Annotated in this window: 19 protein-coding genes; 11 read left to right on the top strand and 8 right to left on the bottom strand. The window is 63.1% G+C overall.

What is annotated here, in order from left to right; genetic code table 11:
- Positions 1 to 19: 19 nt before the first annotated feature.
- From M2267_RS23460 to M2267_RS23435, 6 genes are all read left to right on the top strand, one after another.
- Entirely contained in the window at positions 20 to 1270 is a 1251-nt protein-coding gene (locus M2267_RS23460) for a Zn-dependent hydrolase (RefSeq protein ID WP_429117578.1), read from the top strand.
- Positions 1271 to 1410: 140 nt separating this feature from the next.
- Positions 1411 to 1941, top strand: coding sequence for a sigma-70 family RNA polymerase sigma factor (locus tag M2267_RS23455; RefSeq protein WP_043621195.1), 531 nt, complete (start codon positions 1411 to 1413; stop codon positions 1939 to 1941).
- The gene (locus M2267_RS23450; RefSeq protein ID WP_429117576.1) at positions 1934 to 2695 is read left to right on the top strand and encodes an anti-sigma factor family protein; all 762 of its coding nucleotides are present in this window, start codon (positions 1934 to 1936) and stop codon (positions 2693 to 2695) included. The genes M2267_RS23455 and M2267_RS23450 overlap by 8 nt, the downstream gene beginning before the upstream one ends.
- A gap of 10 nt (positions 2696 to 2705) precedes the next feature.
- Positions 2706 to 3422 carry a Bax inhibitor-1/YccA family protein gene (locus tag M2267_RS23445; RefSeq protein WP_043621199.1) on the top strand — a complete coding sequence of 239 codons (717 nt, stop codon included), beginning with the start codon at positions 2706 to 2708 and terminating at the stop codon, positions 3420 to 3422.
- Between the two features lie 27 nt (positions 3423 to 3449).
- Positions 3450 to 4016 (top strand): DUF2076 domain-containing protein, encoded by a 567-nt coding sequence (locus tag M2267_RS23440; protein WP_429117574.1) that lies wholly within the window; start codon positions 3450 to 3452, stop codon positions 4014 to 4016.
- A gap of 400 nt (positions 4017 to 4416) precedes the next feature.
- The gene (locus M2267_RS23435; protein ID WP_429117572.1) at positions 4417 to 5997 is read left to right on the top strand and encodes a TerC family protein; all 1581 of its coding nucleotides are present in this window, start codon (positions 4417 to 4419) and stop codon (positions 5995 to 5997) included.
- Positions 5998 to 6066: 69 nt separating this feature from the next.
- Here the strand turns inward: M2267_RS23435 and M2267_RS23430 are convergent, their stop codons facing one another.
- Positions 6067 to 7080, bottom strand: coding sequence for a 2Fe-2S iron-sulfur cluster-binding protein (locus tag M2267_RS23430; protein WP_429117570.1), 1014 nt, complete (start codon positions 7078 to 7080; stop codon positions 6067 to 6069).
- Between the two features lie 483 nt (positions 7081 to 7563).
- Between M2267_RS23430 and M2267_RS23425 the strand changes: the two genes are divergently transcribed.
- From M2267_RS23425 to M2267_RS23410, 4 genes are all read left to right on the top strand, one after another.
- Positions 7564 to 8826 carry an efflux RND transporter periplasmic adaptor subunit gene (locus tag M2267_RS23425; protein ID WP_429117569.1) on the top strand — a complete coding sequence of 421 codons (1263 nt, stop codon included), beginning with the start codon at positions 7564 to 7566 and terminating at the stop codon, positions 8824 to 8826.
- A complete protein-coding gene (locus M2267_RS23420) occupies positions 8823 to 12002 on the top strand; it encodes an efflux RND transporter permease subunit (RefSeq protein WP_429117567.1) in 3180 nt (1059 codons plus the stop codon). The genes M2267_RS23425 and M2267_RS23420 overlap by 4 nt, the downstream gene beginning before the upstream one ends.
- A 387-nt stretch (positions 12003 to 12389) precedes the next feature.
- A complete protein-coding gene (locus M2267_RS23415) occupies positions 12390 to 14402 on the top strand; it encodes a cysteine peptidase family C39 domain-containing protein (protein WP_429117564.1) in 2013 nt (670 codons plus the stop codon).
- Positions 14399 to 16096, top strand: coding sequence for an ATP-binding cassette domain-containing protein (locus M2267_RS23410; RefSeq protein ID WP_429117561.1), 1698 nt, complete (start codon positions 14399 to 14401; stop codon positions 16094 to 16096). The genes M2267_RS23415 and M2267_RS23410 overlap by 4 nt, the downstream gene beginning before the upstream one ends.
- On the opposite strand, the gene M2267_RS23405 is transcribed toward M2267_RS23410, so the two are convergent.
- From M2267_RS23405 to M2267_RS23375, 7 genes are all read right to left on the bottom strand, one after another.
- On the bottom strand, positions 16051 to 16974 hold the full coding sequence (locus tag M2267_RS23405) for a GNAT family N-acetyltransferase (protein WP_429117559.1): 924 nt from the start codon (positions 16972 to 16974) through the stop codon (positions 16051 to 16053). The genes M2267_RS23410 and M2267_RS23405 overlap by 46 nt on opposite strands.
- 95 nt (positions 16975 to 17069) lie before the next feature.
- On the bottom strand, positions 17070 to 17213 hold the full coding sequence (locus M2267_RS23400) for a hypothetical protein (protein WP_429117556.1): 144 nt from the start codon (positions 17211 to 17213) through the stop codon (positions 17070 to 17072).
- A gap of 267 nt (positions 17214 to 17480) precedes the next feature.
- A complete protein-coding gene (locus M2267_RS23395; protein WP_429117554.1) occupies positions 17481 to 19718 on the bottom strand; it encodes an ATP-binding cassette domain-containing protein in 2238 nt (745 codons plus the stop codon).
- Positions 19715 to 21868 carry a cysteine peptidase family C39 domain-containing protein gene (locus tag M2267_RS23390; RefSeq protein WP_429117551.1) on the bottom strand — a complete coding sequence of 718 codons (2154 nt, stop codon included), beginning with the start codon at positions 21866 to 21868 and terminating at the stop codon, positions 19715 to 19717. The genes M2267_RS23395 and M2267_RS23390 overlap by 4 nt, the downstream gene beginning before the upstream one ends.
- 1 nt (position 21869) lies before the next feature.
- The gene (locus tag M2267_RS23385) at positions 21870 to 22493 is read right to left on the bottom strand and encodes a hypothetical protein (RefSeq protein WP_429117548.1); all 624 of its coding nucleotides are present in this window, start codon (positions 22491 to 22493) and stop codon (positions 21870 to 21872) included.
- Between the two features lie 75 nt (positions 22494 to 22568).
- Positions 22569 to 23498 carry a hypothetical protein gene (locus M2267_RS23380; RefSeq protein ID WP_429117545.1) on the bottom strand — a complete coding sequence of 310 codons (930 nt, stop codon included), beginning with the start codon at positions 23496 to 23498 and terminating at the stop codon, positions 22569 to 22571.
- Positions 23499 to 23753: 255 nt separating this feature from the next.
- Positions 23754 to 24176, bottom strand: coding sequence for a hypothetical protein (locus M2267_RS23375; protein WP_429117544.1), 423 nt, complete (start codon positions 24174 to 24176; stop codon positions 23754 to 23756).
- A 445-nt stretch (positions 24177 to 24621) separates the two neighbouring features.
- Here M2267_RS23375 and M2267_RS23370 point away from each other — a divergent pair, with 445 nt between their 5' ends.
- Positions 24622 to 25482, top strand: a complete 861-nt coding sequence (locus tag M2267_RS23370) for a hypothetical protein (protein ID WP_429117542.1) — start codon at positions 24622 to 24624, stop codon at positions 25480 to 25482.
- Positions 25483 to 25500: the final 18 nt, after the last annotated feature.

Raw genomic sequence — 25500 nt, 5'->3', positions numbered from 1 at the left:
GCGACATGTGAGAACGGCCATGACCTCTCGAACAACGATCAACGGCAAGCGCCTGCTCAAGCGTCTCGACGATTTCGCAAGGATCGGCGGGACGCCGGCCGGCGGCGTCAACCGGCAGGCTTTGTCGCCGGAAGATCGCGCCTCCCGCCTGATGCTGGCGGAACTCGCGCTTGCGCGCGGTTTTCGCGTCTTTCAGGATCCGATGGCAAACCTGTTCATCAGGCGGGAGGGCCGCTTTCCTCATCGCCCGCCGTTCGTCATCGGCAGCCACCTTGACAGCCAGCCGACCGGCGGGCGCTTTGACGGGGCACTCGGCACCCTGACGGCCTTTGAGGTGCTGGAGAGCCTCGAAGATTCCGGCATCGAGACCGATCTTCCGCTTGAGGTCGTCGCCTGGACCAACGAGGAAGGAAGCCGTTTTGCCCCGGGCACGATGGGATCGATGGCTTTCGCCGCCGGCGCCATCCCCGAGGCCTGGTCCGATCTTCGCGGGCGCGATGGCGCGTTGTTCGTCGACGAGTTGGAGGCAACACTGAAAGCCTTGCCGGAAGCCGAAATGCGCCCGCTTGGCTTCCCGATCTCCGGATACCTGGAGCTTCATATCGAACAGGGCCCGTCGCTCGAGCGTGAGAACATACCGGTCGGTATCGTCTACGGCATCCAGGGCACGCGGTGGTTGGAGGTCACGATTGATGGACAGGCAGCGCATGCCGGCACGACGGCGCTTGAATTCCGTCGCGACCCGATGGCCGCCACCGTGGCCGCGCTTGAACCACTTTACAAGTATGCCATGCCGAGCGACCCGCGCGCACGCTTCACCGTCGGCCGCTTCGCGGTCGAACCAGGTTCGGTGAATGCGATTCCGGGCTCGGTCACATTCACTGTCGACATACGCCATCCGGAGACCAGAGCCATCGACGACCTGGAGGCGCGGGTCCGGCAGGCATGTGACAGTGCCTCCAAAGCGAACGGTTGCCAGGGCGAAGCGCGGCAAATCTTCGACATGCCGCCCGCTCTCTTCTCGGACGACCTGCTCGCCTGTCTCGATCGCGCCGCCGCCTCGCTCGGGTTGAAGACCAAGCGCATGCTCTCCGGTGCCTTCCACGATGCCCTGTTCGTCAGTCGCGTCGCGCCGGCAGCCATGATCTTCGTGCCTTGCCGAGACGGGCACAGCCACAACGAAGCGGAATATGTCGAGCCCGCGCATTCCATCGACGGTGCCCGTATGCTGCTTGCCGCAACCCTCGAAGCGCTAGCCGCGAGCACATAGGGGCAGCCCCGGGCAACCAAAGCGCAAGCGCGCTCCGCTTATGATGGCGAATATGCTATCCGAATGTGCCGCATCCGGGTGGATGACATTTTTTTCGTCGACCATGGATGAGAATTCGCATCGGCTCCGTATATGCGGGTATGGATTCGAAAAAGGGTGCTTTCGACGTTATTGGGCAGCTGGCCGCGCTGCGGCGCTATGCGCGTTCGCTCGCGCGCAATTCGCCCGACGCTGAAGATCTCGTCCACGATGCCCTGGTGAGAGCCTACGAGCGGCGCTCGACGTTCCGGTCAGGCGCGAACCTTCGGAACTGGCTCTTCGCCATCGTTCGCAACGCCCATATCGATCGAGTGCGGTCGGCGATGTCGCGCGGCCAGCGTGACGGCCAGACGGCGCAGGAAGCGGCGTCGTCCTACCCGGCCCACCAGGAACACAGCGTCCGGCTCGCTCAGGTTCGCGAGGCATTCATGCTGCTGCCGGAAGAGCAGCGCGAAGCCCTACATCTCGTGGCGGTCGAAGACCTCTCCTACCAGGAGGCGGCCGACATACTCGACATTCCCGTCGGGACCTTGATGTCGCGCGTCTCGCGCGCGCGGGCGGCGCTCAGGGATTTCGAAAGCGGTCGGAAGAAGCCCAACCATCTGAAGCTTGTCGGAGGCGACAATGACTGACGTCGATACGATTACCGATGGCGATCTCGACGCCTACATCGACAATCAGCTGGATGCGACCGGTCGACTACGGGTCGAGACCTGGCTTGCCAGGAACCCGGATGCCGCGGCGCGCGTCATGGCCGACCTTGGCATGCGCACCACGCTCAAGCTGGCGATGACGTCGGACGCCGTTGCCGGTCGTCCGGAAACGCGCGAGGCGGCTCGGCGCCTTTCATCTGGTCTGGCCAATGTGCGCGTTTGGAACGCGCTGCAGAAGGTTGCGGCGGTCGGCTTGCTGGTGTCGGTCGGGTGGATTGCCCATTCGGTTGTCGGCCCGAGCGAAGTCAATGCCTCGGCCCATCCCCCGGCTTTCGTGGAGCACGCCATCCGCGCCCATCAGACCTCGCTCGTCCGGGCGGGAATGCCGTCGCAGCCGGAGGTCCAGACCTACGACCGGGACGACATTCGTGCCGCGACCGCCATCGTCATGCCGGAGTTGCCGAAGGGCTGGAACGTCGTCGATGTCCAGGTATTCCCGTCGGAATTCGGACCCAGCGTCGAGATGAGCGTCAAGACCGATGCGGGCACGGTCATTTCACTTTTCGCCGGCAGGCCCGGTCGCTTCGCGGTCGAACCCGTAAAGGACCTCAACCTATCCAATGCCGAGGCTGCCTGGTGGCAGGTCGGTGAGGTTGCCTATGCCGTCGTTTCAAGCACGCCGGGCATCGGCCTCAGCGACGAGGCCGAGCTTCTCAAGAACTCACTTTACTGAGGAAACCTTCATGTATCAGAACCAGAACCGCTTCGGCGGTATGAGCCAGGCTTCGGCCGCCGCCCTCGACGAGGGCCTTCGCCAGCACATGCTGCGCGTGTTCAACTATATGGGCCTCGGCCTCGTGGTGACGGGCCTTGTCGCCTTCGTCGTCGGCACAACGCCGGCGCTTTACGTGCCGATCTTCTCCACCCCGCTGAAGTGGGTGGTGATGCTGGCGCCCCTCGCCTTCGTCTTTTTCTTCTCGTTCAAGATGCACTCGATGTCGGCATCTTCGGCACAGATGACCTTCTGGGCCTTCTGCGCCGTCATGGGGCTGTCGCTCGCCTCGGTCTTCCTGGTCTTCACCGGCGCCAGCATCGCCCGCACCTTCTTCATCGCCGCCACCATGTTCGGCGCGACGAGCCTCTACGGCTACGTGACGAAACGGGACCTCGCGAAGTTCGGTTCGTTCATGATCATGGGCCTGATCGGCGTGATGATCGCTTCGATCGTCAACATCTTCCTCGGCTCCAGCGCTCTTCAGTTTGCCGTCTCGGTGATCGGCATCGTCGTCTTCGTCGGTCTGACCGCCTGGGACACGCAGAACATCAAGGAGCAGTATGCCGACAACTTCGACCAGGAATCCCAGCAGAAGCTGGCGGTCTTCGGCGCCCTCTCGCTCTATCTGAACTTCGTCAACATCTTCCAGCTGCTGCTGAATTTCACCGGCCAGCGCGAAGAATAACAGTCGCCGATATCAAGGACATATCTCATGGATCGCAATGATCAGCAGGCCATCGACGGCCTGTTCTCCAAGCTCGCCCAGGCGGAGCGGCAATCCGCTCCGCGCGACGCCCAAGCGGACCGCTTCATTCAGGAGCGGATCGGCCAGCAGCCGGGCGCGCCCTATTACATGGCGCAGACGATCGTTGTGCAGGAGCAGGCGCTGGAGGCGGCTCAACGCCGCATCGAGGAACTGGAAGCGCGCGGCGCACAGAGCCAGCAGCCCGGTGGCTTCTTCGCCTCGATGTTCGGCAGCCATGCTGCCCCTCCGCGCCCGGCGCCGCAACAGGCAGGGTATGGCCATGCCGCCCCGAGCTCGCCATGGGGCAACCAGAGCCAGGCTTACGGCCAGCCGATGCAACAGCGCGCCGGCGGAGGCTTCCTCGCGGGCGCCGCGCAGACTGCGATGGGCGTTGCCGGTGGCGTCCTGCTCGGCAACGCGATCGCGGGCATGTTCGGCGGCAACGAGGCCCAGGCCGCTCAACCCGCCGCCCCTGCCCCGGAGCCGGAAGCGCCCGCTGACGACATGGATTTCGGCGGCGACGAAGATATTTGACGCCGCTTTTGGCTTCCGGGGATCATCCCGTCCCCCGGAAGCCAGCCTCCGACCAAAACCATCCTCTTCTCATGACCCCAGCTGCACCAAGCCCATTGCCTGTCCCCCATCCGGTCACGACGACCCGCCGCCTCTCCGGTCGCGCAGGATGGGCCGCGTTCGGCTTGCTGTTTGCCGCGCCTTATCTGGCCTGTCCGACAAGGCGGACCAAGCGGCATGCCTGACGACGCCGACCCTGACCAACCTTTATCAGACCCTACAATCGCGGCGCCGCTGAAGCGGTTTCGCGGTCACTTCCGTTGCGCTCGTAGCCGTCTGCCAGACGGGCGGGCGACGCATTTTCTTTTCCCCTTAACAATAGAAGGATTGGCCTTGCCTTGAGGGCTGGCCTTTAAACCCAATGATGTTCGAATGGATGTCTGACCCGGCCGCCTGGGCGGGTCTCGCCACCCTCATCGTTCTCGAGATCGTGCTCGGTATCGACAACCTCGTCTTCATCGCCATTCTCGCGGACAAGCTTCCAGAGCATCAACGGGAAAGAGCCCGACTGATCGGTCTCGGACTGGCGCTGGGCATGCGCCTCGTCTTGCTTGCCTCGATCGCCTGGATCGTGACGCTGACCACGCCTCTGTTCACGGTGCTCGGCGCCGAGATCTCCGGGCGTGACCTGATCCTTCTGTTTGGCGGCCTGTTCCTCCTGTTCAAGGGGACAATGGAGCTGCACGAGCGCCTCGAGGGCCATGCCGGTCACAAGGAAGGCAAGGTGGAGCATGCGGTCTTCTGGCAGGTCCTCGTGCAGATCGTCGTCCTCGATGCGGTCTTCTCGCTGGACAGCGTCATCACCGCCGTCGGCATGGTGCAGCATCTTTCCGTGATGATGATCGCGGTTATCGTCGCCGTCGGCGTCATGCTGCTTGCGTCCAAGCCGCTGATGGCCTTCGTGTCGAAACACCCGACCGTCGTTATCCTCTGCCTCGGCTTCCTGATGATGATCGGTTTCTCCTTGATCGTCGAAGGCTTCGGTTTCCATATCCCCAAGGGCTACCTCTATGCGGCGATCGGCTTCTCGGTGCTGATCGAGGCCTTCAACCAGATCGGCCGCCGCAACCGCGAGCGGTTCATGACAACGGGTGATTTGCGCGAGCGCACCGCGAATGCCGTTCTCTCGCTCCTCGGTCGACGCAAGAGCGAGACGTCACTCGGCGAAACGGCCGATGTCATCGCGGAGCGGGCGACAGAGGACGAACTGTTCACGCCGGTCGAGCACGAGATGATCGAAGGCGTGCTGACACTTGCTGAGCGCCCGGCGAAATCGGTCATGACCCCGAGGCTCGATGTCGAGTGGCTGGATATCGAGGAGAACGATGACGAGTTGCGCCGCAAGATCATCGAAACAGGCCATTCGCGCTTCCCGATCGGACGCGGCAATCTCGACGAGTTCCTGGGCGTCGCGCTCGCAAAAGACCTTTTGAGAGACCTGCTCGAAACCGGCAAGATCGACTTCAACCGATCGCTTCGCCAGCCACTGGTCGTGCATGAAACCGTGAGCGCCCTGCGCCTGCTCGAGCAGCTGCGACAGTCGCCCCTTCAGGTTGCGATCGTGCTCGACGAGTATGGCTCGATGGAAGGCCTGGTGACGCCGACCGACCTGCTCGAAGCCATCGCCGGCGAGTTTGCCGACGATGATGACGACCAGTTGACGGTCGAGCACGAGGAAGACGGCGCGCTGCTCGTCGACGGATGGATCGATATCCGCCATGTCTCAAAGCTGCTGGACGTCGATCTGGTGGATGAGGCCGACCGCTACTCCACGCTGGCGGGCCTCGTTCTCTGGCGCCTCGGACATCTGCCGAACCAGGGCGAAAGCGTAAGCTTCGGTGGCCTGACCTATGAAGTCGTCGCCCTGGATGGTCGCAACGTCGACAAGGTCCGGATCAGAAGACCGCAGCTGGTGGAGATGGCGGGCGCCCAGCTTCGCTGAGCTTCCGCCAGGCTGCTTCCGCATCGCGAGTTAAGCAGCCGCTCCGCCAGTTTTTACGCCCGACAGCGGCTATTCCGCCGGCTCGGGCGTGAAAAACACGTCGGCATGCATGTCCGAGCGGTTCAGGCCGCGCGCAAAGGCGACCTCCATTGCCGCGTCCACCATCGGCGGCGGGCCGGCGACATAGGCTTTCCATCCGTCGAGGTCAGACAGATCCTCGGCCACGGCCTTTGTCACGTATCCACGGCGGTATCCTGCCGAATCCGCTTCCGACAATACGGCCTGGAAGACGAGATTGGCGTGCCACTCGGCGAGCGCACGGAAATGATCGACGAGATAGAGATCGCGCTCGCTGCGTGCGCCGAAATAGAGATGGATCGGCTGTTTCATTCCGTGAGCGAGGGCCGTTTCGACGATCGACTTGATCGGTGCGAGACCGGAGCCGCCGGCGATGCACAGGATCGGGCCGGAATGGTTCTCCCGCAGATACGAAGATCCCATCGGGTATTCCAGCGCCACCCTGTCGCCTGCCTTCAGAGCGCCGTGCACATGTTGCGAGGTCGCGCCGCCGACGACATGACGAATGTGGAACTCCACACCGCCATCGCCGTGTCGATTGGCAATGGAATAGCTGCGGGCCGGGACCCCTTCGAAGCGGACATCGGCATATTGCCCCGCGACGAACCGCGAACTTGCCCCACCCTCGGCATCGATGCGCACCAGCTTGATGTCGTGCGTGAGGTCCTCCAGATGCGTCACGATGCCGTTTAGCCGTTGGGGCGACTGAGGCGCATCTTCTTCGCCGTTTCCAAGCCATGCCACGGCAGTGTCCGTTACGGGAAGCGCCCGACAGGCGAGGATAAGGCCGTCGGCTTTCTCCTCATCGGTGAGGGCGAAGGGCGAATGCTGGAGCAGCTCCACCTCGCCTTCGATCAGCCGAGACTTGCAGGCGCCGCACCGCCCGGACCTGCAGCCATGGGGGTAAGCAAGCTTGGCCGCGAGCGCGGCGTCGAGAATGGTCTGGTCGGCATGCACCTCGAGGTTTGTCCGCGCCGATCGTATGTCTATGCGTTTGACGGTCATATCAAATGTTTCCTCACGAGAGTTCGAATCCGCTCACCGGCCGGCTTCTGACGGCGGCAAGCGGAAATGCCCGCAGGCTGCGGCTTACAGCGCTGGCAAGGTCAAGGGGTGTCGGATGACGGCCGACGCTTTTGGGTTCGGATGCCGTAGGCTCAGAATGCGACGGCGAACCTAGACCGAACGCCTGGCGGGACTTTCGGCGCGACGGCACCAATGAGAGTCGTGTGGCGCCCCAGCGGAGAGCACGGCTCAATCGTAGGCGGCGGCTCCCCCACCGGAGTGCCGGAGCCGGAGAACAAACAAGACGAAAATCCAGATTTTCCAATCTCTTTCCGGCAGATCCTGATCATTCGCATCAGGAAGAGCGAAAGAAATTACTGGAGGTCTTGACCTTTCCATCGTTGGAAACCGCACCTTCGCGAAGAACTGATCGCTGCCGTGGCCACTCCGGCCGGGCGCGTGAACAAATGAAGGTGAACGAGAATGAGTAAAAAGGCCGCCGCCCTGTTTCTAGCCGGTATCGCAGCCGTTGGAGGGCTTGCCCTTGTCAATGACGATGGAGCGGGAACCTTCGCCAAACGCCTTCTTGCGCTTGCCTCCCCGACCAGCGCGTCCGAGGCAGTCGCGGCGACCGGAACCGCGGGTGCGCCCATGCCCAAGGTCCCGGTCGCCGAGGTCGTCACGCGTGAGGTCGCGCCGGCGGTGGAATTCACAGGCCATTTCGAGGCGGCAAAATCCGTTGAATTGCGTCCGCGCGTCGGCGGCGCCGTCGACAGCGTCAGTGTTCCCGAAGGCGCGCTCGTGAAAGCAGGACAGGTCCTGTTCCAGATAGATCCGCGACCGTTCCAGGTTACCCTGGACGCCGCCACGGCGCGGTTGAAACAGGCGATCGTTCTGCTCGATCACGCCGACATTGCGTTCCAGCGCGCCAAAACCCTGGTTCCGAACGGAACCGTGTCGCGCAAGACCTATGACGATGCCGAAGCCGTCCAGCGCCAACGTCAGGCCGAGGTCGAAATTGCCAAGGCGGCAGTGGCTGCGGCCGAGCTTAATCTCTCCTTCACCCGCGTCGTGGCTCCGATCGGCGGGCGGGTCGATCGCGTGCGGGTGACCGAAGGCAACCTGGTTTCAGGCGGCAATGCCGGCGCCGCCACGCTGCTGACCACCATCGTTTCGACGGACCCGCTCTATGTCTACTTCGACATAGACGAGGCGACGTTTCTCGACTTTGTCGGGCGAGCGCGACCTGACAAGGGAGAAGGCGCCACCGAGAAGCTGCCTGTCGGCATTGGCGTCATGACGGATCCCGGTTTCCCCCATGCCGGCGTTCTCGATTTCATCAGCAATCAGGTCGAACGCAGCACCGGCACGATCCGGGCCCGCGCGATCGTCGCGAACCCGGATGGGCTGCTCGCGCCCGGTCTTTTTGCACGGGTGAACCTCGTAACCGCGGAGCCTGCCCGCACAGTTCTCATCCACGATCAGGCGATCGGTACCGATCAGGGGCGCCGCTACGTGCTGGCGCTCGGGCCGGGGAACAAGGCCGAATATCGACCGATTGAGCTTGGGCCGATGATCGACGGCCTGCGTGTGGTCTCAAGCGGTCTCAAGCCGGGTGACAAGATCATTATCAAGGGGCTCGTCCGCCCTGGCATGGAGGTGGACCCGCAGGCGGTTTCGATGGTGTCGGGCGAGGCGCCCGAAGGTGATGTGGCAGCGGCCGCTTCGCAGGAGGCGCGTCGATGAACATTCCACGCTTCTTCGTCGACCGCCCCATCTTCGCGGTCGTCCTTTCGGTGTTGATGTTGATCGGCGGTGGCCTGACCCTCCTGAAGCTGCCGCTCAGCGAATATCCCCAGGTGACGCCGCCGACCGTGCAGGTCACCGCAAGCTATCCGGGCGCCAGCCCCGAAGTGATCGCCGAAACGGTTGCCGCCCCGCTGGAGCAGGTGATCAACGGCGTCGAGAACATGCTCTACATGAGCTCGCAGGCCGCAACCGACGGACGCATGACGCTGACGGTGACCTTTCAGCAGGGCACCGACCCCGATATGGCGCAGATTCAGGTTCAAAACCGCGTCTCGCGCGCGCTTCCGCGCCTGCCACAGGAAGTTCAGCGCATCGGCGTCGTGACGCAGAAGACCTCGCCGGACATCCTGATGGTCGTGCATCTCGTCTCCCCCGACGACCGCTACGATCCGCTCTATCTGTCGAACTTTGCTACGCTGCAGGTCCGCGACCAGCTCGCGCGCCTGTCTGGGGTGGGGGATGTGCTTGTCTGGGGCGCCGGCGAATACTCCATGCGGGTCTGGCTCGACCCGGCCAAGGTAGCAGCGCGCGGATTGACCGCTTCCGATGTGGTCGCGGCAATCCAGGAACAGAACGCTCAGGTGGCCGCCGGCTCCGTCGGCCAGCAACCGGATGCGTCGGCAGCGCTGCAGGTCACCGTCAACACGCTCGGCAGGCTATCCAACGAGGAGCAGTTCGGCGCGATCGTCGTCAAGACCGGCGCCGATGGCCAGGTCACCCGGCTGCGCGACATTGCCCGTATCGAACTGGGCGCGAACTCCTACGCGCTGCGCAGTCTTCTTGACGGCAAGCCGGCGCTTGCGCTGCAGATCATCCAGAGCCCCGGCGCCAACGCACTCGACGTGGCAAGCGCCATTCGCGCCACCATGGAAGACCTGCAGAAAGGTTTTCCGGAGGGCATCGAGTATCGCATCGCCTACGACCCCACCGTCTTCGTGAAGGCCTCGCTGGAGGCCGTGGTGATGACCCTGCTCGAAGCGATCGTTCTGGTCGTCATCGTGGTCGTGCTCTTTCTTCAGACCTGGCGGGCGTCGATCATCCCGCTGGTTGCCGTGCCGATCTCGTTGGTCGGCACCTTCGCGCTGATGTACATGTTCGGCTTTTCGCTCAACACGTTGTCGCTGTTCGGCCTGGTGCTTTCGATCGGGATCGTGGTCGATGACGCCATCGTCGTCGTCGAAAACGTCGAGCGTCACATCGCGCTGGGCGAAACGCCGAAGGAAGCGGCGCGCAAGGCGATGGACGAGGTGACCGGGCCGATCATAGCCATCACCTCCGTGCTCTCGGCCGTATTCATTCCGTCCGCCTTCCTGTCCGGCCTGCAAGGCGAGTTCTATCGCCAGTTCGCCCTTACAATCGCCATCTCGACGATCCTGTCCGCAGTCAACTCCCTCACGCTTTCCCCGGCACTGGCGGGCGTGCTTCTGAAGCCGCACCACGGCCAGGTGAAGCGCGATCTCTTGACCCGGGTGATCGACGGCCTGTTCGGCTGGTTCTTCCGGCTCTTCAACCGGTTTTTCGAACGCGCTTCGGATGCCTATGTCTGGTCCGTCCGCCGTGCCGTCAGGTTCAGCGCGCTCGTCCTTCTCGTCTACGCCGGCCTGGTCGCCTTGACATGGCTGGGCTTCCAGACCGTGCCGGCCGGTTTTGTACCGGCGCAGGACAAGTACTACCTCGTCGGCATCGCCCAATTGCCGACAGGCGCATCGCTAGATCGAACCGAGGCGGTCGTCAAAAAGATGTCGGAGATCGCACTCGCCGAACCAGGCGTGGAAAGCGTCGTCGCCTTCCCGGGGCTCTCGGTCAACGGCATGGTCAATATCCCCAATGCCGCCGTCATGTTCACGATGCTGAAGCCGTTCGACGAACGCAAGGATCCCTCCCTGTCCGCATTCGCGATCGCCGGTCGCCTGATGGGCAAGTTCAGCCAGATACCGGACGGTTTTGCCGGCATCTTCCCGCCGCCACCCGTTCCGGGTCTCGGCACGACCGGCGGCTTCAAGATCCAGGTCGAGGACCGAGCGGGCCTCGGCTTCGAGGCGCTTGCCGAAGCGCAGGGCGCGATCGTGGACAAGGCGATGCGGACACCGGAGCTTGCCGGCATGCTCGCAAGCTTTCAGGTCAACGCGCCACAGGTGCAGGTGGACATCGATCGGGTGAAAGCCAAGTCTCAAGGGGTGCCGCTCAACACCATCTTCGAAACGCTGCAGGTCAATCTCGGTTCGCTCTACGCCAACGATTTCAACCGTTTCGGCCGGACTTATCGCGTGGTGGTTCAGGCGGACGCGCCATTCCGAATGCAGCCGGAAGATATTGGCCGATTGAAGGTGCGCAACGCGGCGGGTGCAATGATCCCGCTGTCGGCGCTGCTCACGGTCAAGCACAGTTCGGGGCCGGATCGCGTCATGCATTACAACAGCTTCCCGTCGGCCGATATCAGCGGCGGACCAGCGCCCGGTTACTCCTTCGGACAGGCGACCGCAGCCATAGAACGGATCGCCGCGGAGACGTTGCCACCCGGCATGACCTTTGAATGGACGGAGCTCGCCTATCAGGAAAAGCAGGCCGGAAACACGGCGATGTATATCTTCCCCCTGTCGGTCCTGCTGGCGTTTCTCATTCTCGCTGCCCAGTACAACAGCTGGTCGTTGCCATTCGCCGTGTTGCTGATTGCACCGATGGCGCTGCTTTCCGCGATCGCAGGCGTCTGGCTTACCGGCGGCGACAACAACATCTTCACGCAGATCGGCTTTGTCGTTCTCGTGGGGCTCGCGGCCAAGAATGCGATCCTGATCGTCGAGTTCGCGCGAGCGAAGGAGGACGAAGGCGCCGATCCTCTGTCCGCCGTGCTCGAGGCGGCCCGTCTTCGGCTGAGACCGATCCTGATGACGTCGCTCGCCTTCATCGCCGGCGTCGTTCCGCTGGTGATTGCAAAGGGCGCCGGCGCTGAGATGCGTCATGTCATGGGCATCGCCGTCTTCGCCGGCATGCTCGGCGTCACTGTGTTCGGCCTCGTGCTGACACCGGTGTTCTACGTCCTGGTGCGGAAACTGGCGATCCGACGCGAAAATCGCCAAGGCAACGAGGCAGTACCGCTCGAACAGCGCGCCTGAAAAACAACGGCGATCGCATGGCAGTTTGGCCCCACGGCCAATGGGCGCCTGCGATCGCCGCCTCACCCATCGCCTGATCTCTTACGACCTTTGAGCTCGCGGGTCGGCATCTCACATCCAGAGCATGAGGCTCGTGAAAATGAAGGTCAGGCCGACACAAAACGGCGCCCAAAGACTACCGCGTACGGCAACGGCCTCGTCCAACAGTTCGCCTTCTGCCAGGCGGTCCAGCGCTTCCTTACGGTAGAGTTCCGCAGCGCCAGAGCTATGTGCGTCATTGCCCACAAAATTGGACCTTAAATGAGTTGATCGCTCCCACGTTACTGTGTCTATCCACACCGTGGAATTGCAATTCGCCGATGCGCCCGCCGGCAAAAAGAGTCAAGCATGGGTTTCAACCAAATCTGGCGGTATCTTCAAAGGTGGTGCGTGCGCCACATCAGCATGCTCCGGATGAGACGCATCGCCACTCCGCTGCGTTTGCAGGGCATGGCGGCCGAATGCGGCGTGGTTGCCCTTGCGATACTCATGGCGCATCACGGCCGGGATATCCCACTCGATACGCTTCGGCGGCGCATCTGTTCGCCGCTGGCCGGTTCGACGCTGCGACAACTGCGCGAAACGGCGCGGGAAGAGGGTTTTTGCGCGAACGCACGCCGGATCGATCTAGACGGTCTCTCCTCGTTATCACTTCCGGTCCTTGTGCACCTGCGTTTCCTCCATTTTGCCGTGCTCGAAGCGGTCTCTGCGTCCGGAGTGCGGCTCAACGATCCGGCGGAAGGCATCGTCCATGTAGAGATGCGTGAGTTTTCGCGCCAGTTCACGGGCATCGTTCTCACGCTCGCACCGGCGGAACCGGCTTCCGGCGTAAGACGCTCGGCGTGGCCGTCGAGGGAGACCCTTCGTGCGGCTTGCAGCCTTCCCGCGATGCTGATTGCCGCTGGTGTCGTCGCCACCTCCCATTTTCTCGCCGCCGGGGAGGTCGGTTTCGCGTTCCTCGCGATCCTGCTTCTGCTTGCGGGCGACGCCCTTGCGATGCGCCGAACGCGCCTTGCCGCGCGAAGCCGGGCAGAGGCGGAGGCCGTGAGGTTGGAGCAGCAGGTGCAGCGCTGGCCCGCGGCGGACATGCTTCTTTCGGGGCGCTACAGGCTAGATGCGATGCTTTCGGCAATCGCTACGGTCGCAGATCCACGTCCGCAGCGCAGCGCAATTTTTCTGCCGGCTCTGGTCGCGAGCATGCTTGTGCCGCCGTTCGTCGCCGGTCTGGCCGGCCTTGCCCAAAGCGTCGTCTTGTTCACCACCGTGCTGCTGTTCTTCAACGCATCCACCCTGCGTGAAAGATCGCCAGGCGCAAGAAGCGACCTGGAAGCCGAGCCCGGACCGCTGCCGGCGATGCTGTTCGAGCCCCGTGCGCGCTGGCGCCTTGGGACCGGCCCGCAAACGATGTTCATCCGCCTGTCAGGGTTGGCAGCGGCAGGCGACAAGCGTCTCGTCACGGCAGTTCAAGAGAGTCAGCGCCGTAGTGTCCTTTTCTTCGCAGTCGTCGTGGCCAGTCTCGTTCCCGTCACCTACGGCAACGGTGAAGGGCTCATCGCACTGTTTTGGTGCGGGCTTATGACAGCCTTCCTGAGTATGCGTCTCATTGAAAGCCTGGCGAGCGGGCATGTAACAGAAGCCGCACATGCCCGCCTTGCGGACGTACCTCCGCCTGAACCCGCTGTCCCACGACCACCTGCTACCCCCGTTGCACCATCGTCCGTTCACGGTCCAGAACGGCCCATCGCCCTGGAGTATCTCGACGTTTCGTGGGCACCTTTTCAACGGGCGGAGACCGTATTCGGACCCGTTAATTTGCGAGTACCCGTCGGCGACATGCTCGCTGTGGAGGGGCCGTCAGGCAGCGGTCATAGTGTGTTCTGCCGCCTGAGTGCCGGACTGTTTGCGCCATCCGAGGGCCAGGTCCTTGTGTTTGGTGAACGATGCTCGGGCCCACGCCCCGGCGTCATCCTTCTCGACGGTGACGAGCCGATGCCGCGCGGCAGTGTACGGGGCTTCCTTTCGGCCGGCAGCGACGCAGACAAGGACCGCGTGCTCGACCTCGTGGAATTGACCGCAACGCTTTCGCCGCGCGGCGGACTTGATCTCTATCTCTCGGCCGGCGCGCCGCAACTGAGCGGCGGCCAGAAAGCGCGGCTGCGCCTCGCCCGCGCCCTGCTTGCCCGCCCGGCGCTTCTCGTCATCGACGGCCTGCTGGATTCCGTTGAGCCAGAACTGGCCGAGCGCATCCTTATGCGCCTGCGTCGGTCCGGACTGACACTGCTCGTCTCGTCGCTGCGTCCCCTGCCGGCAGACCTGACCAGTCATCGTCTCTATCTTGGCTCCGAGATGGTCCCACCATGAGCGGGCGCTATTGGCGAAGGCGCATCCGTCCGCTGGCGGATCATTGGCGCGGCGAGGATATCGGCCCGGTTTTGACCGGCGAGACGGTCGCGGATGAGCGCATCGTTCAACCGGGCACAACTGCCTATCGCCAATTGGCGGCGACGACGCGCAAAGACCGGACTCTCTATGCCTTCGCTGAGAAGGGGCAAGCTCCCCGGCTTCGCCCGCCGGCGTCAGTCGCGTTCATGCATGCGGGCTGGCTTGCACCCGGCTGTGCGCTGTGGGTCTGGCAGACGGCGGATACCGCGAAACGGGCCGGTCCGATCGCTGCCGTGCTCCTTGCCGTCGGACTTCTGCTTCTGGCCCATGCAGGCCAGATCGCGGCATTGCGGGGACTGCGGGACGCGCGCATGGCCATCCGCCATCGCTCCTGGGACAGGTTGCTCACCTCTTCCGGTAAGCGGCGCGCCCATTCAGACCGGCGGGAGGGCCGTCACAATGGTGGCGCGTTGATCTGTTTCGCGGCGCGCATGGAGATCGCCGCCCGCGTCCCCGTGGTATTTGTTGCCCTGCTTGCTCTCTTCCTGACGATGGGGTTGCCCGGCGCTGCCGCAACTCTGGGTATTGCAATGGCGCTCGCCATCGCTGCCACGATCTGCGAGGGGCTGGGACGGGCGCAGGGCGGACGGTTGCGGGAACGATCTGAGGCGGCGTCGCGACGGGCCGGTCAGCTCAAATATATGCCATGGGCCATCGGATACGGCGCGTTGGAGAGCCGCCTGGAGATCGCGCGGAACTTCGTTTCTGATCAGATACGGCGCTTGAATCGCCAATCGCAGTTCGACGACACGGCACGCATCATCGATCTTGCCGGCCTGACGCTGCCGCCGCTTGCGGCCTACACTCTAGCGCCGGCGGGTAGTGCCTCCGTTCCTGCCCTTTTCGCTCTGGCACTCAGCACGGCCACGATATCCATCGGACGTGCCGCAGGTCGCCTGAGAATGACAAAGGCCACGGTTTTCCGCCCGGAAAGCGGCCCAAGCGACGGCGAGCTCCTGTCTTTCATGAACTTAGAGTCGTCAGCAATCAGCCACGGCTACGGAACGGGTGCGCTTCTGTTTCATCCCGTGTCGTTTACCTTGGCTCCGGGTAAGGTTCTGGCATTGGCGGGTCCGTCCGGCATCGGCAAATCCAGCCTCATGCATCTGCTGATGGGGCTTGAAACGCCTCAAGCGGGTCGGTTGCTGGTGAATGGTGAGCCTCTCGAGCACGGTCGCCTGCAAGCATGGCGAATGTCCGTTGCCTGCGTGATGCAGGACGAGGGCGATGAGCCGGGGACGATCTCCGCCGTCATCGGCGCAGGACTTGCCAACGTATCGCCGGAGACGATCGAGGCGGCCGCGCGAGCTGCCTGTGTGCACGACGAGATCATGACGCTGCCGATGGGTTACATGACATTGATGATTGAAGGCGCTGTGCCACGCGCATTTGGCGCACGGATCGCCATCGCCCGATGCTTCGCCGCCCAGCCGAAAATCCTGTTCCTGGATGAAACGCTCTCCAGCCTCGACCGCGAGCACGCCGCTCAAATCCTTGCCAACGCCCGCACGACGGCCATCGCCGTCGTCATCGCCTCGCACAGGCAGGACATTTTGGCGCTGGCCGATCAGATCGTAGCGCTGCGCCCGCCGGTCGCGGCAAAGGTGGAGTAAAGGTGCCGATCGTAGAAATCAGCGAATTCGCTGGCATAGCGCGAAAGGAATGCGGCCATCCCCGGATGCTCTGGCCCGGTATTGTAGCGCCACCGCCCGGTCGGTCCGAAGGTGGCGTGGTGCCTGGCACAGACTTCCACGAGCAGCGGCATCAAAGCACCGGCGCTGGTTGAAAGCCCTCTGTTGTAAAGGCTGCACAACCAAACTTCGCTCGGACCGCTGTCCTGCACCACGATCCAGCCGTCAAGGTTGGCATTGCGGTACATCAGCAGCGACAGCTGCTGGTTGATGTCATCATAAGGTTCGAAAGGGCGCCATTGAACGGGAACGCCTTCAGCTTCAAGGCCACTTTGGATCTGCGCCCGCTCGGCGGCGCCGACGGCGTCGAACGCGCGGAATACCATACCCGGGCGGGTGGTCATGCGCTCCATTCGGCGGCTATCGGACCAGACTTTTGTCTGCGCGGCATTGGCTGAAACGCGGACACAATCGAGCGCGGGCGCGCTCCAGCCAAGCGATTGGATGAGTCGCGAGAACGGCTCGGCGCCAGGCAGCGTATCGGACCAGAAGGTCGTCAGTCCGCCAATCCCGGCAAGCCGGTAGGTTTCCTGCGCATGGGCGAGCAGGCTGCGTGCCACGCCCTCTCCGCGCCAATCATGCGCCGTGAAGAGCGACAAAAGCCGTTGGCCGCCGTCCTCACTCTGGCGCCAAAGCGCCAACCCACATAGCTCGGCCCCTTGCGTCGCGACGAAGATGTCGTGGCCCGGTGCGCTGGATAGCAGCCGCCGATAAGCGGGAAAGGTCATCCGCTCGGCCTCGCCACCTGCGATCGCGTCTCGTCTTTCGATCGTGAACGACCGGTTCTTCTCGGCAAACATTGCAGATACCATCTCTCTCAAAACCGGTATCCGCATTTCTGTTGCGGATACCGGCCGTTTCGCCCTGCGGCCTTAAGGAAAGGCCGGGCGGTCGATCAGCGGCCGAAGCCCGCCCCCTTGCCCGACGGCTTCAGGCTCGGACGTGCCGGATAGCCCCCTGAAACCATGTCAAGTGCAGCATCTGGCAGCTCTTCGTTGACGGTTGTCTTGACCACGTGGTCCTTCTTGTTGTCGCTCATCTGTTTTCCTTTCAGCCCTGTCCTGCAGGGCAGTTGGTTGTATGCCGATCGCCGCAAGGGTCGAACGGCGCATTGTCGTGAGGCGCAAAGGCCGGAGAAAAAGCGCACAGTTTTCCCTCCGCCGATCACGCGAGATTCATTCTCGCCGGTGATCGCCGTCAAACGGGTTCCAGACCCTGCATATTTTGCTTTTCCTCTAGGCAGATGAGGTAAAATCCTCCCGGCCCCGTTTCAAGAATTTTCGGTGAAACTCCCAGATTTGGACTTTCACCGGCCGCCCAGCATGTCCTCGGCTGCAAGCCTTGCAAAGCAGCCGCCAGCGCGTGCTAGCGCGTCGAAGGTACCCACCTGAACGAGCCTACCCCGATCGAGCACGATGATGCGATCGGCCTTGCGGATCGTCGATAGACGATGGGCAATGACGATCCGTGTGGTGTTTAGCTCGGCCAGCCTCTCCGACAGCGCTGCCTGGGTGCGGTTATCGAGCGCGCTGGTCGCCTCGTCGAGTAGGAGAATTTTGGGCCGACCGATGAGCGCGCGGGCCACCAGAATGCGCTGGCGCTGTCCACCCGACAGGGTGTTGCCACCATCTGCCAGGATGGTGTGCAGCCCCATCGGCATGGCCGCGATGTCTTGTTCCAGGCCGGCAAGGATCGAGGCTTCGAGAACCGCCTCCGATGCACAGCCCGAAGCGCCGGCGATATTGTCGTAGATCGAACCAGCAAAAAGCATGCCGTTCTGCAGCACCACACCCATGTGGCGGCGGATGGAGCTGGGCTCCAATGCGTGCACTGGTATGCCGTCGAAGAGGATTTCACCGCTTTCCAGCGTTTCGAACCCTAGCATCAGTCGCAGTAGTGTAGACTTGCCGCTGCCGGATGGTCCAACGATCGCGACGAATTCCCCGGCGGTGACCTCGAAGCTGACGTCCTCCAGGACTGGCGGACCGTTCGCGAAGTAGCGGAAGTGAACATTGCGGAAGACGACATTTCCATGGAGGTCCGGATTAAGCGGAGCGTTACGGAGCGTTTCCTGCTCGGGTTGAGCCTCCAGCACCGGGCGGGTGCGCTGCACGAGCGGGACAACCGCCACCAGCCCTGAGACGGCCCCGATCGACGCACGCAAGGCAGCTGTCAACTGGCCGAAGGCCGTCGCAAAAGCTGCGAAGACGGCAATGCTCAAGGTTCCACTGTTGTCACCGTCGATCGGAGCGGCGAGCGCATGAAGCGGCTGCGTTTCATCGAGATTAGCCAGCCACGCCACCGATGCGTAGATCAACAACAGGCAGAGCCAGGGCATCGAAACCTGCAGCACGCTCTGCCACGCGCGGTAAAGCCTCGCTTGCATGAAAGCCTGGCGCTGCCGGGCGCTCTTTGAGCCCCAGCGCGTCAGCGCACGCTCCTCGGCATTGGCCCCCCGCAGCCTGACGATGCCGAACAGCAGTTGCAGCACGAAGCCCTGCACTTCCCCGCGGGCCTCAATCTGACGGCGCTCCTCGAGAAGTTGACGCCAGGAGACAACGGCCGAAGCGAGCGCAAGCAGCGCGGCGGCCGAAACACCAACCAAGGCGAGCCGCCACTCGGTCAGGAACAAGACGGCGGCACTGGTCAGAATGCCAAGTATGCCGAAGAGACCGGAGAGCATGCTCCCCGTCATCGTCTGCCGCGCTTCCTGCAGGCTGAGAACGCGTTCGGCCAGATCGCCGGTCGTAAATCCCTTGAAGAAATGCGCGGGAAGGCGCAGCAGGCGGTGGAAGACCGCGGCCTGCAAGGTCGCGTCCAAGCGTGTTTCTATTCGCGCCATCGCAAAGGCGCGCACCAGATCGAATGCCGTCTGTCCGAAGGCGATCGCGACGAGGCCGATAAGGATTTGCAGGAGAGCAGCCCGATCGCCGGAGGGGATCACATGCTCCACCACCAGAATGGCCGCCATGGGCAACGCGACCGCCGAGAGGCTGGCGAGAACGGCCGTGATAGCCATGCGCGCGACGTCCATGCCCGCCCCGCGAAGACCGAAGCGAAACAGGCCGCCAAGCGTTACCGGGGCGCGGGGCAAGAGCGGATAGATCTGGATCGCCGCTGAGCGCACTTGCGCGGCGGCACGCGCCGTGGCCCGTATGGATCTACCGCGCATGACAATGCGCCAGCCGCCCTGCGCGCCCGGAACCAACGCCACAGGCGTACGGTCCTCCAGTTCCGCGAGCATGGGCAAGCCATCATGACGCCACCAGTCCGCCGCAAGTTCTACCGGGCGGAAGGCGACGCCGGCGCGGGTCAGCAAGGCTGGAGCGTCATCCTCTGCGGCTTTCGCCTTGAGATCGCACAACGCTTCTGCAGACAGGAGATGCCCGGCTGCCTGCAGGGCCATGGCTATCGCTTCGACCAGCGGTGTTCCCGCGCCAGGGGCGCCGCTGCCCTCGTTGCCGGGAAATTCGCTGAAAACCTGCATGAGGCCCGAATGGCTGCGCTCGTCGTCATACGCAATCGGCTGGAGAGGTCCCGTCATGGCGCTGCCTCCTGCACCAGTCTGAAATACTCGCCTTGGAGCGCAAGCAGTTCGGCGTTGCTGCCGCGCTCGACAATCCGCCCGGCCCGCATCACGATGATCTCGTCGCAATCACGGACGGTGGCGATGCGATGGGCGATGATGATGCAGGCGCATCCTCTTTGCCGCAGGCTCTCGACGATCTTCCTCTCGGTTGCCGTATCCAGCGCCGAGGTCGCCTCGTCGAGAATGAGGACCTGTGGGTTGGCGGCAAGCGCCCGGGCGATTTCGAGGCGCTGGCGCTGCCCGCCGCTGAAGTTGCCGCCGTTCTCGTCGATCGGCGCGACGAGCGCCCCGTCGCGGGCCAATACATCGTCAAGCATAGCCGCGTCGGCCAGCGCCCGCGTGATCGTATTTTCCGACACGCCCCTATCCCAGAGCGTCAGATTGTCGTGCACCGTTCCTTCGAAAAGAAAGATGTCCTGATCGACATAGCCACATAACGCAGCCCGCTGGTTCGTGGCGACGGCAATGAGGTCGATACCACCCAGCTTGAGCGTCCCGCCGGCCGGTTCAAGCAGTCCGGCGAGCAGACGACCCACCGTGCTTTTTCCGCTGCCCGAGCCGCCGACGATCGCAATTCTGGCCGCTGGTCTGAGAACCAGCGAAAACCCTTCGATCAATGGCGGATCGAGTGGACTGTAACCGAAGCTGAGATCCCTTGCCTCAAGCACACCGTCCTTCGGCAGGTCGCCGCCGGCCGGCGGCGTAAGGAGGGGCGCACGCATGACGTCGTCGGCCCGCTCCAGGTCGGCCTGGACCTGCTGGATTTGGCCCGTGAGGGCGAGCAGACCGCCGATCGGTGCGGAAAAACTGATGGCCAGGGCCTGGAAGGCGATCAGCGTACCGAGCGTCATTGCTCCATCCACGACGCGCAGCCCACCCACTCCGAGAACGATCGCCCCGACCAGCGCCTGAATCAGCGCCGGGGCGGCGGCCAGGAGAACGTCGATATGGGCCTCGTCGCTGCGCAACCCGAGAAGCCGTGCCTGATGGCCGGCCCAGCGCCGGAACGCCTCGTTTTCGAGACCCGAGGCCTTCACCGTCTCGAGACTGCGGATGGGGCCGATGGTGGCGGCCACGAGCTTGCCCGCCGCGGCGACTTGCTGGCGGACGTTTATCTGCTGACGGTGGATTGCCTCACGCAGCAGCAGCACATATAGGCCCTGCAAGCCGACGAGCAGCACTGCGAGGATGGGATCGAACACCAGCATCACCGCGGCATAGGTCAGGATGCTCGCGAGGTTGAAGACGTGCGTTGCGAGTTCGCCGGAGAGAAGGTTCGCGAGCCGTTCATTGGCATCGAGCCGGCTGGCGAGTTCGCCGGCATCGCGCTGCGTGTAAAACGCGACGGGCAGCCGCAGCATATGCCGGAGCTGCCGTGCCGTCGGCACGAAGGCGAGCCGCGTTTCCAGCTTCACCAGCAGCAGTTGCTGGAACATCGTTACCGCCGCCTGAAATAGGATGACTCCGAAAAGCAAGAGGCAGAACGGTACAAGCCAATGCTTCTGCCCATCGACGAGAATATCGTCGATGAAGCTGCGGGAAAGGACCGGCAGCACCATGCCTGGCACGACGAGGATGAGCGAAGCGGCAAGAACGGCGCTAAGTGCCGAGCGCGTCCCGGGGCCAGCCAACCGTTCGCCGAGCGAAGAGAGCGAAGATAGTCTCTTGCCGCTTGGTCGAAACGCTTCGCCTTTTCGAAAAGTCAGAACGACGCCGGTGAAGCTCCCCGCGAGCTCCTGCATCGACACCTCCCGGCGGCCGTCGGCCGGATCGACAATGGTCGCAAAGCCGCCAGAAACGCGCTCCAGAACGACGAAGTGTTTGAACTGCCAGTGGAGGATGGCGGGGCCTTCGATATTGCGCAATTCCTCAGGCTCTTGACGAAGGCCGCGCGCCTCAAGGCCTGCCCAGCGGGCGGCGCGCAGCAAGTTGCTCGCCTTGGTGCCATCGCGGGAAACGCCGGCGCGTATGCGCAATTCGTCGAGGCCGACATGGCGACCGTGCCAGGCGAGCACCATTGCAAGGCACGCGACGCCGCATTCGGTATGCTCGATCTGCAGGATAATTGGAACCGATCGCCGCAGAACCGGCAATAAACGGCGCATGTCAGGCCCCCGGTCGGGTACGCAGGAAAGGCAACAGGAAATCGACAGGCGCCCGTTCCTCGATCGTTACCTTGCCCGTGCCGACCGCGCCCCGCCCCAGCTGTGCCTGTGCGCCTTCGCCGCCAAGCCAGACATAAGCGCCGGGTCGTTGCGGATCGGTTGCAAGCTCGACGACCGCAACGAAGGGCATGGTCTTTCCCGAAAAGCGTGACGCCAGGCCATCGTCGCCCAACGTGGCGAGCATGCTCTCGTGGCTCACTGGTAAATCCGAGATCGACACGACCCTGCCAGCAAGCGTTCCCCAACGCTCGCGCGGCAGGCCGGCGATCTCGATGTTGACGGGCATGCCCGGTCGCACCCGTTTGCCGCTCGCTGGCGGCAGATAGAGCTGCATTTCCAGCAAGGCCTTGCCCGGCGCCGGAAGCAGAACGCCCTCGCCCTCGACCCGGGTCGCTATACGGCCAACAAAACTCCAGGCCGCAAACAGCAGGCAAAGCAAGAGCATGGCGAGAAGCCCGACACGGCTCGCCGCGGTGTTGATGCGCACCGCCTCTTCCAACCGCTCGGGCGAGAAGTTCCTTTCCAGCGCTTCCTTGCGGAAAAGCCCTTCATCCACCGAACCCATCGATCCAACTCCGCGACGCGGCTCCCATACGATTGAAAGAACCCTAGCGGGCATACGAAGATGCGCCCTCGATGTTCAAGGGCCAAATCTGGGAACATTTTTCTCGCCGCGCCGAACCATCGCCACGGCGGCATAAAAGGCCTCGTCGAGTGCTGCGAATTTCTGGGCCTGCCACCAGAGATAGTCGTCGAGAAACTGCCGGGAGAGCCAGAGGACCTTCCGCCCGCGGGAACCTTCCCAGCCCAGACACTCCTGCTGCTGCGCCCGCTTGAACATTCGCTTGATGTTGGTGGCGGAAATTCCGTACTGCACCGCGAGCGAATGGACGTTGACGGGGCCGACGGTCACCTTGTTCCCCACAGCCGTAAAATCCGCGATCTCGAAGATGAATTCGTGGATGATCATGCCGCCGAACTCCGACGACAGAAAATGTCCAATACTGTCGGGCGGATGACGCCACACGGGGTTGGCAATCAGTGCCGCCGCCGCGCGCGGCTGAGCCAAGCGGAATACCAGTGGGTCCTTTGTGCAGGCCGCGACACGCCCACCGCCGTCCAGACGGTCCAATCCGTTCATGTGTCCCATGAACCAGCCCTGCATCGCCGCGTCGCTGGCGGGCGTCGTGTCAAGGTTGCGGATCCGCTTGTCATGACGCGAGGGGATCTCCTGCAGCATCTTGTAGGCCAGCAGTTCCTTGAGAAAGGCATCGGCCGTGTTGCGGCTGGCGACGCCGATGGAAGTTACGGTTTCGATGAAACGGCTCGCATGCAGCCCGACGACGTCGCGGCCTGTCGCCCGTTGCATGCAAAGCGCGTACATGGACTGGGTCATGAACCACTTGCGATGCGAAGCCTGGAGACGGGCCAGGCGCGGCGTCTGCCGATGAATCTCGATGAGATGAGCGGCAAGCTGCCGATCGACGGCCGGGAACTCAGGATTTCGAAACAGGACATCGGCCGTCATCCAGCCAACGGAGAATTCCCTCCTATCGATCAACTGTTCCATGGCGATCTCTATTCTCATGTCCCTGTTTGGAAATTCTCGGCGTTACTTCGTAAGTAACAATCGGGCCCTGAAGCCCGCTTGGGCGCTGCCCGGGCGTGCGCCGGTCTTTTCGAACATTCGGGCGGATAGTGAGTTTCTGGGAACGCGCTCTTCGCAGGCCGCAGGCTTCCCATGTCCGCCTGAACAATAAAATACGGCATCTGCCGTATTTCGACTGGAAGAGCCGCGAGGGGCTGAGGCCATCGAGCATCAAAATCAGAAGCGCGCATGAGCACCTGCCTTTGCGCCGATCGTCTGCTCGCCTGCGCTCTCGATTCCGTACAGCAATGAAGAATCGAAATCCCAGTGGAGGTCGTTGGAGCGGTTCAGACCGGCGCTGACCGTTCCTGCCGCACCGTTGTTGTCGAGTGCGGCAAACACGGCTATGCCACCAAAGCGTGGGGTCAACATCAGGCCGTTGTCGAGACGGTAGGCCAGATCCAGATCCGCCCCGATGCTGGGCCGCAAGCCACTGCCACTGCCGCTGCAGCTTCGTATCCCACATGAACCGGCGCGTATCGAACGAAGCAACATCCGCAACGCTCGCGGCATGCCCATGCACTGTTGCGACGGTCCCAGCACCATCTTTGGCAACGCGAAAGAAGAATACACGTGGTCGAGGGGCAGGCTCTTGAGCATTCGATTTTGCCTAAGGGGCTTTGTTGCATGGTCAAAAGAACGGCGCAGAAAGCCGTGGCCATGGCGCGCCTTGTGAGACGTGCATGGACCCGGGATGGACCGTTCGGTCGGCCGGTTACATCAAGCTTCGGCCGCAGCGACGGGCGGCCTCGGCAAGCTGTTGGTTCAACCTGCGCGTAGACGACAAAGAATTGATTTCATGGTGTTTCCCCCAGAAGCTGGCCACTCATAGCGAGAGCGGCGGAACAGGATCAACTAAAGAAGCAGGTTGTGGGTGAGTGCACCCAAAATTGAGTCACACAGGTGACGGCGTGACATGGTGATGCAACAGTGGATGGGTAGTAATGCCGGGGATGCCATCAGCCGTGGTGCGACAGACACAATCATGCCTTTAGGATCGCAAGACGCTTTCAGTCCCATAGCGCCACTTGAAGGGTCGGCTTTCTTGGCCGTCCTGCGCGATGCGGCAAAAGAGCTGCTCGCCATGCACGATGTCGCTCCGAGGGTGGTGCGCTATGTCGCCAGCATGCAGAAGTGGCTGATCACGCAGGCGATCATCGCGCTGCATTTTGAACGCAAGCGCGATGAAACGCGTTCGCCACTAACGGCGGGGGCGCTCATCGAGTTCTTCGCGCCACAGCTCCCCTTCAGCAAGAACACGCTTACGGCCCATCTGGCGGAAATGGTAGCCTATGGCTTGCTTGTCCCGCAGGAAAGCAGGGACAAACGCATAAGGCCATTGCGGTTGAGCGCCTACGGCGAAAGCATGATCGGCCAATGGCTGGCGAGCCATCTGGTCGCGCTTGATCGGCTCGATGGCGGTGATCGCGCGTCCAGGTTCGAGGGCGACCAGCGCCTGCTTGGACGGATCCACCCGCTGGCCGTTCGATCCCTCGCATTCGATCCGGGCTGGGCGCAGCCGCCGGCGAGCGTGGATCTGTTCGTGCGAACGGAAACGGGAAGCAATATCCTGCACGAACTCATCGGCCGGGTCCCGGCCGGCCTTGAGGTGTTTGATCGGCCGGTTTGCCTCGGAGCGCTCGCCGCAGGCGAGGTCTCGAACAGGCACACCCTGTCGCGTGGCCACGTATTGCGGGTATTTGCCCGGGCCAAATCGCACGGGCTCCTCGTCTGGAGCCTTCCCGGCAATCGAGGCGACCTGTTCGTCTCCGAAACCCTGCTCAATGACTATGTTCGCTGGCAGGCGATCAAGTTCGCGGCCATTTCCGTGGCCTATCGGCGAGCGCAAGAGGACTTGGGGTGCGAACAAGCGCATGAGCGGGCGATGGCGGAGTTCAGCGGCTGAGGGGATGCCACGACGAGG

The organism is Ensifer sp. KUDG1 (assembly GCF_050434285.1).
Lineage (GTDB): Bacteria > Pseudomonadota > Alphaproteobacteria > Rhizobiales > Rhizobiaceae > Ensifer.
The sequence above is the reverse complement of the archived record's forward strand: the minus strand, read 5'-3'. Positions and strand labels throughout refer to the sequence as shown.

What these genes read in the sequence shown, in the direction of transcription:
- M2267_RS23460 (WP_429117578.1), top strand. Translation starts at nt 20, where the DNA reads ATGACCTCTCGAACAACGATCAACGGCAAGCGCCTGCTCAAGCGTCTC.
- M2267_RS23455 (WP_043621195.1), top strand. Translation starts at nt 1,411, where the DNA reads ATGGATTCGAAAAAGGGTGCTTTCGACGTTATTGGGCAGCTGGCCGCG.
- M2267_RS23450 (WP_429117576.1), top strand. Translation starts at nt 1,934, where the DNA reads ATGACTGACGTCGATACGATTACCGATGGCGATCTCGACGCCTACATC.
- M2267_RS23445 (WP_043621199.1), top strand. Translation starts at nt 2,706, where the DNA reads ATGTATCAGAACCAGAACCGCTTCGGCGGTATGAGCCAGGCTTCGGCC.
- M2267_RS23440 (WP_429117574.1), top strand. Translation starts at nt 3,450, where the DNA reads ATGGATCGCAATGATCAGCAGGCCATCGACGGCCTGTTCTCCAAGCTC.
- M2267_RS23435 (WP_429117572.1), top strand. Translation starts at nt 4,417, where the DNA reads ATGATGTTCGAATGGATGTCTGACCCGGCCGCCTGGGCGGGTCTCGCC.
- M2267_RS23430 (WP_429117570.1), bottom strand. Translation starts at nt 7,080, where the DNA reads ATGACCGTCAAACGCATAGACATACGATCGGCGCGGACAAACCTCGAG.
- M2267_RS23425 (WP_429117569.1), top strand. Translation starts at nt 7,564, where the DNA reads ATGAGTAAAAAGGCCGCCGCCCTGTTTCTAGCCGGTATCGCAGCCGTT.
- M2267_RS23420 (WP_429117567.1), top strand. Translation starts at nt 8,823, where the DNA reads ATGAACATTCCACGCTTCTTCGTCGACCGCCCCATCTTCGCGGTCGTC.
- M2267_RS23415 (WP_429117564.1), top strand. Translation starts at nt 12,390, where the DNA reads ATGGGTTTCAACCAAATCTGGCGGTATCTTCAAAGGTGGTGCGTGCGC.
- M2267_RS23410 (WP_429117561.1), top strand. Translation starts at nt 14,399, where the DNA reads ATGAGCGGGCGCTATTGGCGAAGGCGCATCCGTCCGCTGGCGGATCAT.
- M2267_RS23405 (WP_429117559.1), bottom strand. Translation starts at nt 16,974, where the DNA reads ATGTTTGCCGAGAAGAACCGGTCGTTCACGATCGAAAGACGAGACGCG.
- M2267_RS23400 (WP_429117556.1), bottom strand. Translation starts at nt 17,213, where the DNA reads ATGAGCGACAACAAGAAGGACCACGTGGTCAAGACAACCGTCAACGAA.
- M2267_RS23395 (WP_429117554.1), bottom strand. Translation starts at nt 19,718, where the DNA reads ATGACGGGACCTCTCCAGCCGATTGCGTATGACGACGAGCGCAGCCAT.
- M2267_RS23390 (WP_429117551.1), bottom strand. Translation starts at nt 21,868, where the DNA reads ATGCGCCGTTTATTGCCGGTTCTGCGGCGATCGGTTCCAATTATCCTG.
- M2267_RS23385 (WP_429117548.1), bottom strand. Translation starts at nt 22,493, where the DNA reads ATGGGTTCGGTGGATGAAGGGCTTTTCCGCAAGGAAGCGCTGGAAAGG.
- M2267_RS23380 (WP_429117545.1), bottom strand. Translation starts at nt 23,498, where the DNA reads ATGGAACAGTTGATCGATAGGAGGGAATTCTCCGTTGGCTGGATGACG.
- M2267_RS23375 (WP_429117544.1), bottom strand. Translation starts at nt 24,176, where the DNA reads ATGCTCAAGAGCCTGCCCCTCGACCACGTGTATTCTTCTTTCGCGTTG.